The organism is Massilimicrobiota sp. An134 (assembly GCF_002160815.1).
GTDB lineage: Bacteria > Bacillota_I > Bacilli_A > Erysipelotrichales > Coprobacillaceae > Allocoprobacillus > Allocoprobacillus merdigallinarum.
This window is the reverse complement of the sequence record NZ_NFLH01000008.1, coordinates 1-13,602: the sequence shown is the minus strand read 5'-3', so window position 1 is coordinate 13,602 and position 13,602 is coordinate 1. Positions and strand designations below refer to the sequence as shown.

General features: G+C 34.4%; 8 protein-coding genes. All 8 read left to right on the top strand.

All coding sequences use genetic code 11. The annotated features are described in order from the left end of the window. The first annotated feature begins 128 nt into the window (after positions 1–128). The 8 genes from rpoB (at position 129) to B5E79_RS04915 (ending at position 13,243) form a co-directional block, all read left to right on the top strand. Complete coding sequence (gene rpoB, locus B5E79_RS04950) at positions 129–3,788, top strand: DNA-directed RNA polymerase subunit beta (RefSeq protein WP_087297183.1); 3,660 nt, start codon at positions 129–131, stop codon at positions 3,786–3,788. A gap of 13 nt (positions 3,789–3,801) precedes the next feature. Beyond that, positions 3,802–7,500, top strand: coding sequence for a DNA-directed RNA polymerase subunit beta' (gene rpoC / locus B5E79_RS04945; RefSeq protein ID WP_087297182.1), 3,699 nt, complete (start codon positions 3,802–3,804; stop codon positions 7,498–7,500). A gap of 182 nt (positions 7,501–7,682) precedes the next feature. Beyond that, a complete protein-coding gene (rpsL, locus tag B5E79_RS04940) occupies positions 7,683–8,096 on the top strand; it encodes a 30S ribosomal protein S12 (protein ID WP_087244288.1) in 414 nt (137 codons plus the stop codon). A 19-nt stretch (positions 8,097–8,115) separates the two neighbouring features. Next, entirely contained in the window at positions 8,116–8,586 is a 471-nt protein-coding gene (gene rpsG / locus B5E79_RS04935; RefSeq protein WP_087244287.1) for a 30S ribosomal protein S7, read from the top strand. 37 nt (positions 8,587–8,623) lie between these two features. Then, positions 8,624–10,699, top strand: coding sequence for an elongation factor G (fusA, locus tag B5E79_RS04930; RefSeq protein ID WP_087244286.1), 2,076 nt, complete (start codon positions 8,624–8,626; stop codon positions 10,697–10,699). Positions 10,700–10,785: 86 nt separating this feature from the next. Then, the gene (tuf, locus tag B5E79_RS04925) at positions 10,786–11,970 is read left to right on the top strand and encodes an elongation factor Tu (protein ID WP_087244285.1); all 1,185 of its coding nucleotides are present in this window, start codon (positions 10,786–10,788) and stop codon (positions 11,968–11,970) included. A gap of 86 nt (positions 11,971–12,056) precedes the next feature. After that, entirely contained in the window at positions 12,057–12,848 is a 792-nt protein-coding gene (locus B5E79_RS04920) for a Cof-type HAD-IIB family hydrolase (RefSeq protein WP_087297181.1), read from the top strand. An 86-nt stretch (positions 12,849–12,934) separates the two neighbouring features. Next, the gene (locus B5E79_RS04915) at positions 12,935–13,243 is read left to right on the top strand and encodes a PTS lactose/cellobiose transporter subunit IIA (protein ID WP_087244283.1); all 309 of its coding nucleotides are present in this window, start codon (positions 12,935–12,937) and stop codon (positions 13,241–13,243) included. Positions 13,244–13,602: the final 359 nt, after the last annotated feature.

Below are 13,602 nucleotides of genomic sequence, written 5' to 3'. Positions count from 1 at the left end.
TGATTTGGTATTGACTTCAACTGGCCTCTATGCTAGTATAATAAAATGCCTACTCATATATAAAAAGCAGTGTTTTTTGCGTGCTTTAAATAAGGAGATAGAGATAATTGATAAGGAGTGAAGCGGGCTTGGAAAAAAATGTAACTCAGGCAAAAAGTCGTATTAATCGTCGTAATTATTCAAGAATTAGTGGGTCTTTAGAATTACCAAATTTAGTAGAAATCCAAACAAATTCTTATGAATGGTTTAAGAACGAAGGTATCAAAGAAGTTTTTAACGATGTTTATCCTATTAGCAATTTTAATGAAACTTTAACTTTAGAGTTTGTTGATTGCCGTTTTGATGAGCCAAAATATTCAGTAGATGAAGCTAAAGATAGAGATGCAAATTATTCTGCTCCTATTCGTGCTACTTTACGTTTAGTGAATAATGGAACTGGCGAAATTAAAGAAAACGAAGTCTTTATGGGAGATTTTCCATTAATGACTGATGCTGGTACTTTTATCATTAATGGTGCTGAACGTGTTATTGTTTCACAATTAGTGCGTTCACCAGGTGCATATTTTGCTGATGCCATGGATAAAAGTGGTAAGACAGTCTTTACAGGAAGCATGATTCCTTCAAGAGGAACATGGCTTGAATTTGAAAATGATGCAAAAGATATTTTAAATGTACGTATTGACCGTACACGTAAAATTCCTGGTACAATTTTATTACGTGCTTTAGGTTTAAGCAGTGATGAAGATATTATTGAAGTGTTAGGTGATCATGAGTTTATTAGAAATACTCTAGCCAAAGATACAACTCACAATACTGATGAAGCTTTAATTGAAATTTACAATAAATTAAGACCAGGAGAACCTGCAACGCTAGAAGGTGCTAATACTTTATTATATACAAGATTTTTTGATGCAAAAAGATATGATCTTGCGCGTGCAGGACGTTTTAAACTTGGCAAAAAATTGAGTTTATTAGATAGAATTACAAACCGTGTTTTAGCTCAGGATGTTATAGATATAGATGGAAATGTTGTCATGAAAGAAGGAACTTTATTAACAAAAGATAAAGTTGACCTTTTAGCTCCTGTTTTCCAGGCTGGAGCTCATACAATGGACATTAAAACAAATGATTTCTTAAAATCACATGGACGTATTCAAGTGCTTGAAGTCTATGTTGATGAAACAAAATCAAAGAAAATGAGAGTTGTTGGGACAGATTTATCATTAGATTGTAAATATATTACAATTTCTGATATGATTGCTGCCTATTCATATATGTTGAATCTTGTTGATATTTATGATTCATTAGATTTAGCAAGTGACGATAGAGTCAACTTAATGAGTCGTATTGGTTTATTAGATGATATTGATCATTTAGGAAATAGACGTGTACGTTCTGTTGGTGAATTAATTCAAAATCAATTTAGAATTGGTTTATCAAGAATGGAGAGAGTCGTTAAAGAAAGAATGTCATTATCTGAAATTGATAGTGTCACTCCTCAGTCATTAACTAACATTCGTCCATTAACTGCCGCTATGAAAGAATTTTTCTCATCATCTCAGTTATCTCAATTTATGGATCAGATTAATCCATTAGCCGAGTTAACAAATAAACGTCGTTTATCAGCATTAGGACCAGGTGGTTTATCAAGAGATCGTGCTGGTTATGAAGTCCGTGACGTTCATGCCTCTCACTATGGTCGTATTTGTCCAATTGAAACACCTGAAGGTCCAAATATCGGGTTAATTTCTACACTTGCTTCTTATGCAAAAATCAATAAATATGGATTTATTGAAACACCATATCGTAAAGTGAATCATAGTGTGATTGACGAAAATGATGTGCGTTATTTAACAGCCGATGAAGAAAAGAATTATGTCATTGCACAAGCAAAAGTTCAACATGATGAAAATGGAAAAATCTTGGATGAACAAGTTATTGCCCGTCATTTGGGAGAAAATATTATGGCTAAGCCTGAAGAAATTGATTTTATTGATATTTCTCCAAAACAGATCGTTTCTGTAGCCACTTCATGTATTCCTTTCCTAGAAAATGACGATGCGACTCGTGCTTTGATGGGTGCCAACATGCAACGTCAGGCCGTACCATTATTAAATCCACACACACCTCTTGTAGGAACTGGTATGGAATATCAGGCTGCTAGAGATTCTGGAGCTGCAGTTGTGGCTAAAAAAGATGGTATTGTCACATATGTTGATGCGAAAAAGATTATTGTTGAAGAAGATACAGGTCCACATAAGTATCGTTTAACAAAATTTGCGATTTCCAATGCGGGAACTTGCATTAATCATAGACCAATCGTAAAAGCTGGAGATAAAGTTGTCAAAGGGGAAATTTTAGCTGATGGTCCATCTATGGAACAAGGTGAATTAGCCCTTGGACAAAACGTATTGGTTGGTTTTATGACATGGAATGGTTATAACTACGAAGATGCTGTTATCATGTCTGAAAGATTAGTGAAAGAAGATGTTTATACATCTATTCATATTGAAGAATATAGTATTGAATGTCGTGATACAAAATTAGGTCCTGAAGAAATTACGCGTGATATTCCAAACGTTGGGGAAGATGCCCGTAAAAACTTGAATAGCGAAGGTATCATTATGATTGGTGCTGAAGTGAAAGAAGGGGATATCTTAGTTGGTAAAGTAACACCTAAAGGACAGGCAGAATTATCTGCTGAAGAAAAATTATTACTAGCAATCTTTGGTGAAAAATCAAGAGAAGTCAAAGATAATTCATTAAGAGTTCCTCATGGTGGTGCTGGTATTGTTCATGATATTAAAATCTTCTCTAGAAAAAATGGTGATGAATTACAACCAGGTGTTAATAAAGTTGTTAAAGTGTATATCGTTCAAAAACGTAAGATTTCTGAAGGAGATAAAATGGCCGGACGTCATGGTAACAAAGGGGTTATCTCTAAGATCTTACCTATCGAAGATATGCCACATTTGGAAGATGGTACAATTCTTGATATCATGTTAAATCCATTAGGGGTACCATCACGTATGAACATTGGTCAGGTATTGGAATTACATTTAGGATATGCTGCTAGAGAGTTAGGAATGTACTTTGCAACTCCTGCATTTGATGGTATTAACTCAAAAGATCTTGAGAATATCATGAAAGAAGCTGGAATGTCAGTTGATGGAAAACAACCAGTTATTTCTGGTATGACTGGAGAATATTTTGATTCTAATATTTCAGTTGGGGTTATGTATATGATTAAATTAGCCCACATGGTTGACGATAAATTACATGCCAGATCAGTAGGTCCATACTCATTAGTTACACAACAGCCTTTAGGTGGTAAGGCTCAAAACGGTGGACAGAGATTTGGGGAAATGGAAGTTTGGGCACTTGAAGCATATGGTGCAGCTTATACATTAAGAGAAATCTTAACGGTTAAATCTGACGATGTTGTTGGTCGTGTCAAAACTTATGAAGCCATTGTAAAAGGTCAAAAATTACCTGAACCTGGTTTGCCAGAATCATTTAGAGTTTTAACAAAAGAATTACAGGCATTAGCTTTAGATATTCGTATGTTAGATAAAGATGGTCAAGAAATAGATGCAAGAAAGATTGAAGATGAAGAACGTCGTTTCCCAACTTCAATTGATACAACTCCTGAACAACCAGAAGTCACTGAAGAAGAAGTGGCTGAGGTAGAAGGTGATTTCTCTGAAGATGAAGAATCATTTGATGATTTGGATTCTGTAATTGATGAACTCTTCACTGATGATGAAGAAGAAAGTAACGAAGAATAGGAGGAAACAATGAATGGCAGATGTCAATAACTTTTCAGCAATCCAGATTGGATTAGCTTCTCCAGAAAAAATTCGTGAATGGTCTTATGGTGAAGTTAAAAAACCTGAAACTATTAATTATCGTTCTCAAAAACCTGAAAAAGATGGTCTATTCTGTGAAAGAATCTTTGGACCATCTAAGGATTGGGAATGTAGCTGTGGAAAATATAAGAAAGTCAGATATAAAGGCGTAATCTGTGATCGCTGTGGTGTCGAAGTCACAAAATCTTCTGTACGTCGTGAACGTATGGGACATATTGAGCTTGCGACTCCAGTCGCACATATCTGGTATTTAAAAGGTATTCCATCAAGAATGGGGCTTATTCTTGATATGTCACCAAAACAACTTGAAGAAATCATTTATTTCGTTTCTTATGTTGTCACTGATAAAGGAAGTACACCTTTAGAATATAAACAAGTTTTATCTGAAAGAGATTATCGTAACTGTTATGAAAAATTTGGTCATCAGTTTGAAGCCAAAACTGGGGCAGAAGCGATTAAAATCTTACTTCAAAAAGTTGATTTAGATGAAGAATTTGAATCAGTAACAAAAGATTTAAAAGAAGCACAGGGACAAAGACGTTCTAAATTATTGAAGAGACTAGAAGCTATTGAAGCTTTCAGAACTTCACATAATCAGCCTGAATGGATGATTCTTGATGTGCTTCCAGTTATTCCACCTGATTTAAGACCAATGTTACAGTTGGATGGTGGACGTTTTGCGACAAGTGATTTGAATGATTTGTATCGTCGTGTGATTACACGTAATAATCGTTTAAAGAAATTATTAGAACTTGGAACACCATCAATCATTGTCCAAAATGAAAAACGTATGTTACAGGAAGCAGTTGATGCTTTGATTGATAATGGACGTCGTTCTAAACCAATTACAGGTGCTGGAGGAAGACCATTAAAATCATTAAGCCATACGTTAAAAGGAAAACAAGGACGTTTCCGTCAAAACTTACTTGGGAAACGTGTTGACTATTCAGGACGTTCAGTTATCGCTGTTGGTCCAGACTTAAAAATGTATCAATGTGGTATTCCACGTGAAATGGCATTGAATTTATTTAAACCATTTGTGATTAGTGGATTAGTGAGAGAGCAGATTGCAACAAATATCAAAGCTGCTGAAAGATTAATTGATAAGATGGATGATGTGATTTGGCCAATCGTTGAAGAAGTCATCAAAGAACATCCAGTCTTATTAAACCGTGCGCCTACATTGCATAGATTAGGTATTCAGGCATTCGAACCTAAATTGGTTGAAGGACGTGCTATTCGTTTGCATCCATTAGTATGTCCAGCGTTCAACGCTGACTTTGATGGTGACCAGATGGCAGTTCACGTTCCATTAGGGGAAGAAGCTATTCAAGAAGCTAGACAGTTAATGTTAGGTTCTCACAATATCCTTGGACCAAAAGATGGAAAACCTATCGTTACACCTTCTCAGGACATGGTGTTAGGTAACTATTACTTAACATTAGAAGATGAAGGGGCTGTTGGTGAAGGAACTGTTTTTGCAGATGTGAATGAAGTTTTAATGGCATATGATGCAAAAACTGTACATTTACACACAAGAATTGCAATTAGAGGAAAATCTTTAAAGAATAAGACATTTACTGAAAAACAAAATAATAGCTATTTAATTACAAGTGTTGGTAAAATTATCTTTAACCAGATTTTTGATGGGGCATTCCCATTTATCAATGATTCTAGTAAAGAAAATTTAGTTGCAACACCAGATAAATATTTCGTACCAATGGGTACTGATATTAAAGCACATATTAAAGCACAACCTTTAATTAAACCATTGGGTAAAAAAGCTTTAGGAAACATTATCAATGAAATGTTTGATCCTACAAAAATTAGTGATACAACAGCGATGTTGGATAAATTAAAAGATCAAGGATTCTATTATTCTACAATTGCTGGTATTACAGTTTCTGTTTATGATATTCAGGTTCCACAAAGTAAATACGTTTTATTTGATGAAGCTGATGAAAAACTTGAAGTAATCAAGAAATTATATCGTAAAGGGAAAATCACTGATGAAGAAAGACATAATATCGTTATTAAGTTATGGGAATCTGTTAAAGATCAGGTTCAGGCTGTCGTTAAAGATGAGTTTGAAGCTGATGACCGTAATCCAATCTTCATTATGTCTGATTCAGGTGCCCGTGGTAATATCTCAAACTTTACACAGTTAGTAGGTATGCGTGGATTGATGTCTAATCCAAAAGGTGAAACAATTGAGTTGCCTATCAAATCTTCATTTAGAGAAGGTTTAACTGCATCTGAATTCTTCATCTCTACACATGGTGCTCGTAAAGGATCTACTGATACAGCCTTAAAAACAGCCGATTCAGGATATTTGACAAGACGTTTGGTTGATGTTGCTCAAGAAGTCATTGTTACTGAAGATGATTGTGGTACAGATCAGGGATTTGTTGTTACAGAATTGTACAATACTTCAGATAATTCGGTTATTGTGCCATTATATGACCGTCTAGTGGGACGTTATTCTCAAAAGGATATTGTTCATCCTGAAACAGGTGAAACGCTTGTTAAAGCTGGCGAAATGATTGATGAAGCGATTGCTAAGAATATTACTGATGCAGGTATTAAAGAAGTTGAAATTCGTTCTATTTTTGGATGTAAAGCGAAAAATGGAATTTGTAGAAAATGTTATGGTCGTAATCTAGCAACTGGTGAACAAGTTGAATTAGGAGAAGCTATTGGTATTATGGCGGCTCAATCAATTGGTGAACCTGGTACACAGTTAACAATGCGTACATTCCACATGGGTGGAGTTGCTGGTGGTGCCGATATCACTCAAGGTTTACCTCGTATTCAAGAGTTATTTGAAGCAAGAAATCCAAAAGCAAAATCTATTATTTCTGAAATTGATGGTGAAGTTTCTAATATCATTGATAACAATGGTAGAGCTGAAGTTGTCGTTTCTAACTTACTTGAAACAAAGAGTTATTTAACACCTTATGGTGCAAAATTAAGAGTTTCTGTAGGTGATGAAGTTGGTATTGGTTCTAAAATTACTGAAGGATCAATTGATCCAAAAGAATTATTAGCTGTTGCTGATGTCAAAGCTGTAGAAAATTATATCTTGAAAGAAGTTCAAAAAGTTTATCGTTTACAAGGTATTGAAATTTCAGATAAACACATTGAAGTTATTATTCATCAAATGTTGAAAAAGATGCGTATTGTTGAAGGTGGAGATACTGGAGCATTGCCTGGAACACATATTAATGTTCAAAGATTTACAGAATTGAATAAGGAAGTTTTAAAGGCTGGAAAACATCCTGCTGTTGCAAGACCAATCTTGTTAGGGATCACAAAAGCTTCACTTGAAACAGAATCATTCTTATCTGCTGCATCATTCCAGGAAACAACAAAAATCTTAACGGATGCTGCAATTAAAGGAAAAATTGATGAATTAAAAGGTCTAAAAGAAAATGTTATTATTGGTAAATTATTACCTGCTGGTACAGGATTAAGAGGACCTTTAAAATCACCTGAAACGATTGCTAGAGAGTTAGAAGAAGCACGCAAAGAAAAGGAATTAGAAGAAGCTGAACATTTACAAGCTGAAACTTTATCAGAAAGTTTGTTAAGCAGTACTGAAATTGATGAAGAATTTTCAACAACAGAATAAAATAAAGAAACAAGGTCTTAAAAAAGATCTTGTTTTTCTTTGATAAAAAGAGTAAAAAGTGTTGACTTTATAAATTTTGTCGTATATAATTGCTTTCGGTACTCGACTAAGAGTGCATTTTATCTCATCAAAAAATGAAACACCCGGAATTGTGTGTTAAGAAGAAAGGAAAGGAGAAAAACATGCCTACAATTAATCAATTAGTCAGAAAAGGACGTAGTGAAAAAACATCTAAATCAAAATCACCTGCGTTAAATAGAGGTTACAACTCATTATTAAAGAAACCAACTAATATTAGTTCACCTCAAAAACGTGGTGTTTGTACTCGTGTTGCCACTATGACACCAAAGAAACCTAACTCGGCTTTACGTAAATATGCCCGTGTTCGTTTATCAAACGGAATGGAAGTTACTGCATATATTCCAGGAATTGGGCACAACTTACAGGAACACAGCGTTGTGTTAATTCGTGGAGGACGTGTTAAGGACTTACCAGGGGTTCGTTATCATATTATTCGTGGTACTATGGACTGTGCTGGTGTAAAAGATCGTATGCAAGGACGCTCTCGTTATGGAGCTAAAAAACCTAAAAAATAAGAGATAGGAGGAAAAACTGATGTCAAGAAGAGGACGCGTAGCAAAAAGAGATGTACTACCTGATCCAATTTATAATTCTAAGGTAGTTACAAAATTAATTAACAATATCATGCTTGATGGTAAAAAAGGTGTTGCTCAAAACATCTTATATGAAGCATTTAAAAAAGTTGAAGAAAAAACTGGAAATCCTGCAATGGAAGTATTTGATCAAGCAATCAACAATATCATGCCTGTACTTGAATTAAAAGTAAGACGTATTGGAGGAGCTAACTATCAAGTACCTGTTGAAGTATCTCCAGAAAGAAGAATGACATTAGGATTAAGATGGTTAGTTAACTATTCTCGTTTAAGAAACGAAAAAAGCATGATTGATCGTCTTGCTAATGAAATTATTGATGCCTCTAATGGAACTGGTGCTTCTGTGAAAAAGAAAGAAGATACTCATAAGATGGCTGAAGCTAATAAAGCATTTGCACATTTCCGTTGGTAATATATGATTTAGAGGAAATATTTGAAAGGAGAAAAATATGGCTCGTGAATTTTCGTTAGAAAAAACTCGTAATATTGGAATCATGGCTCACATTGATGCTGGTAAAACAACAACAACTGAACGTGTTCTTTATTACACTGGAAAAATTCATAAAATTGGTGAAACACATGATGGTGCTTCACAAATGGACTGGATGGAACAAGAGCAAGAACGTGGTATTACAATCACTTCAGCAGCAACAACTGCACAATGGAATGGATACCGTGTTAACATCATTGATACTCCAGGCCATGTCGATTTCACTGTTGAAGTAGAACGTTCTTTACGTGTACTTGACGGTGCTGTTACTGTATTAGACTCAAAAGCTGGTGTTGAACCACAAACAGAAACTGTTTGGCGTCAAGCAACAACTTATGGAGTTCCTCGAATTGTCTTCTGTAACAAAATGGATGCAACTGGGGCAGATTTCTTAATGTCTGTTGAATCTATTGGAAAAAGATTAGATGCTAACGCTGTAGCTATTCAATTACCAATTGGTGCCGAAGATACATTTGAAGGTGTTATTGACTTAATTAAAATGAAAGCTGTTCATTTTGAAGGAGCTAAGGGTGAAAACGTTGTTTATTCTGAAATTCCTGAAAATATGAAAGCTCAAGCAGAAGAATATCGTCAAAAAATGATTGATTCAGCTGCATCTTTTGATGATGATTTAATGATGAAAGTCTTAGAAGAAGAACCAGTTACTGAAGAAGAAATTAAAGCAGCAATCCGTAAAGGAGTATTAGCTGTTGAATTATTCCCAGTATTATGTGGATCTGCTTATAAAGACAAAGGTGTACAGTTAATGTTAGATGCTGTTATCGACTTCTTACCTGCACCAACTGATGTTCCATCAATTAAAGGTGAAGATGAAGATGGTAACGAAATCGAAAGACATGCAAGTGATGATGAGCCATTCTCTGCATTAGCATTTAAGATTATGGCTGACCCATTTGTTGGTAAATTAACATTCTTCCGTGTATATTCAGGACATATTGAATCTGGATCATATGTTTTAAACTCTTCTAAAGATAAAAAAGAACGTTTAGGACGTATCTTACAGATGCATGCTAATACACGTAAAGAAATTAGCGAAGTTTACGCTGGAGATATTGCTGCAGCTGTTGGATTTAAAAATACAACAACTGGGGATACTATCTGTGATGAAAAGAATTTCATTATCTTAGAAAAAATGGAATTCCCTGAACCAGTTATTGAATTAGCAATTGAACCAAAAACAAAACAAGACCAAGATAAATTAAGTAACGGTTTAGCAAGATTAGCTGAAGAAGACCCTACATTTAGAGTCACTACAAATCCTGAAACTGGTGATACAATTATTGCCGGAGTTGGGGAATTACACTTAGACGTTATCGTTGATCGTTTAAAGAGAGAATACAAAGTTGAAGCTAATGTTGGGGCACCACAAGTTGCTTATCGTGAAACAATTAGAAAAACTGCTGATTGTGAAGGTAAATTCGTACGTCAATCTGGTGGACGTGGACAATACGGACATGTATGGATTAAATTCGAACCAAATGAAGGTAAAGGATTTGAATTCGTTGATGCTGTAGTTGGTGGAACTGTCCCTAGAGAATACATTGGTTCTGTTAAAGCTGGTCTTGAAGAAGCATTAGATAATGGTATGATTGCTGGATATCCAGTATTAGATATTAAAGCAACATTATTTGATGGGTCTTACCATGATGTCGATTCATCAGAAATGGCATATAAGGTAGCTGCAAGTTTAGCATTAAAAGAAGCTGGTAAAAAATGTGATCCAGTTATCTTGGAACCAATTATGGCTGTAGAAGTCACTGCACCTTCTGAATACTTAGGAAGCGTTATGGGAGATATCTCTTCTAGACGTGGTATGATTGAAGGACAAGAAGAAAGAGGAAACGCTGTTTTAGTACAAGCAAGTGTACCTTTATCTGAAATGTTTGGATATGTTACTGATTTAAGATCATTTACACAAGGACGTGGAAATTACACTATGCAATTTGATCGTTATGAACCAGTTCCTAAGTCAATTGCAGAAAGTATTATTAAGAAAAATGGTGGAAATAATTAATCCACTAAAAGTATTGCATTTTTGAGATAAATCATTTAGAATGTATATGTAAAAATTTAATGAAATTTATATAGGAGGAAGCTTAAATGGCTAAAGAAAAATTTGACCGCTCTAAAGCGCATGTTAATATTGGAACAATTGGTCACGTTGACCATGGTAAAACAACTTTAACTGCAGCAATCACTACTGTTTTAGCACAAGAAGGAAATGCTCAAGCAATGGATTATGCTGCAATCGATGCTGCACCTGAAGAAAAAGAACGTGGAATCACAATCAACACTGCACACGTTGAATATCAAACAGCAACTCGTCACTATGCACACGTTGACTGTCCAGGTCATGCTGACTACATCAAAAACATGATCACTGGTGCTGCTCAAATGGATGGAGCTATCTTAGTAGTAGCTGCTACTGATGGACCTATGCCACAAACAAGAGAACACATCTTATTATCTCGTCAGGTAGGTGTACCTTACATCATCGTATTCTTAAATAAATGTGATATGGTTGATGATGACGAATTAATCGAATTAGTTGAAATGGAAGTTCGTGAATTATTAAATGAATACGGATTCCCAGGAGATGACACTCCAATTATTCGTGGATCAGCTTTAAAAGCATTAGAAGGAGATCCAAAATGGGTACCAGCTATTCATGAATTAATGGATGCTGTAGATACTTATATTCCAACTCCAACTCGTGATACTGATAAACCATTCTTAATGCCAGTTGAAGACGTATTTACAATCACTGGACGTGGAACAGTTGCTACAGGACGTGTTGAAAGAGGACAATTAAAATTAAATGACCCAATCGAAATCGTTGGTATTCATGAAACTCAAAATACAGTTGCTACTGGTATCGAAATGTTCCGTAAATTATTAGATTACGCTGAAGCAGGAGATAACGTAGGGGTATTATTAAGAGGTATCAACAGAGATCAAATTCAACGTGGACAAGTATTAGCTAAACCAGGATCAGTACATCCACACAAAAAATTCGTATGCCAAGTTTACGTTTTATCAAAAGATGAAGGTGGACGTCATACACCATTCTTCTCTAACTATAGACCACAATTCTATTTCAGAACTACTGACATCACTGGTGTTATCGAATTACCAGATGGTGTAGAAATGGTTATGCCAGGAGATAACGTAGAATTAACAGTTGAATTAATCCATGCTATCGCACTTGAAAATGGTACTAAATTCTCAATTCGTGAAGGTGGAAGAACTGTTGCTTCTGGAACAGTTACTGAAGTTATTGAATAATTTTCATGAAAAGGTATCTTATTGATACCTTTTTTGTTTACACTTTTTTATAAAAAGGTTATGATGTTAAGGTATGGAGGTTGAGTATGGAAAAATTATTTTTCTTTGATATAGATGGAACACTTATTGAATGTAATAAAGGTATATATCGTATCCCAAATGATGTCCGCTATGGGATGGATCAACTAAAGAAACAGGGACATGATGTTTTTTTAGCGACTGGAAGATGTAAATGCTTTATTGTGGATGGAGTTATGGATTATCCTTTTAGTGGTTATGTAACTTGTAATGGTGCTTATGTAGAATATAAAGGGAAAGAAATATATAAAAAGGTTGTTCCAAAAGAAGCTATTGAAAAAACACATCAGCTATGTGTTGAAAGAAACCTGGCATACTATTTTGAAGGCAATGATCATATTTATGTTTTAAATAAACAAAATCCTAAACATATTGAGTTTAAGAATAATTGGGGAATGAAAGATGAAATTATTATTGATTCATATCAAATTGATGAGATTGAAACATATATTGGGATGATTGTTTTAAATTCTCTTGATGATAGAGAAATAATGTATCAAACATTATCACCTTATTTTGATATTCAACAGCATCAAAGTGGATTATCTTTTGATTTAACTTTAAAAGGTGAATCTAAAGCAAAAGGAATTCAAAAGCTTGTTGAAGCTTTAGGCAAAAATATTAAAGATACGATTGCATTTGGAGATGGACGAAATGATATTGAAATGATCTCTTTTGTTGGATTAGGAATTGCCATGGGTAATGCTGCTGATGAAACAAAAGCAGTTGCCGATTATATTACGGATAATGTTGATTGCGATGGTATATTGAAAGCACTTAAACATTTTTCTTTTCTTTAGTGTTTATAGTTGAAATTATAAAGTTGATTTGATAAAATAAATATACAGAGTAATTCTGAATTTGTTTGTTAAAGGAGAAATTGAAAATGGATGAACAAGAACAAGTAGTTATTAACCTTATCGTAAACAGTGGAAGTGCACGTAGCTCTGCTATCGAAGCTATTCAATATGCAAAAGCTGGTGATTTAGATAAGGCTGATGAATCATTACAAAATGCAAAAGAAACTGTAAATGAAGCACATCATGCACAAACTGAATTAATTCAGGCTGAAATTAGAGGAGAAAAAGCTCCATTAAACTTATTAATGGTACATGCTCAAGATCATTTAATGACTGCATTAGTTGTTATTGATTTAGCACAAGAATTTATTGATCTTTATAAAAAAATCAAATAATTAAAAGATTAGTGATTCAAGCAAAACCCCAATGACGGAGGATTAACTCAGTTAATGGGGTTTTATTTTTTAAATTTATGAGTGAATCTTTATAAAATTACAAATAAAAAAACATTGATAAATCCAATGAAAAATAGAATTTTGTAAAAATAGGAATAAAAAAAACGAAAAAAAGTAAAAAAAAGACTTGCAAAGGTAGAGGATAGATGGTATTATAGATGAGCACTCGACGAGAGGGCGCAGGGACATTGAAAACTGAACAGTAAACACGTCAATAAAGATAGGAAAAAAGAAAGAGTCAAGAAGACATGAAATTGTCTGAAGATAGAAAAGGACAATGGAGAGTTTGATCCTGGCTC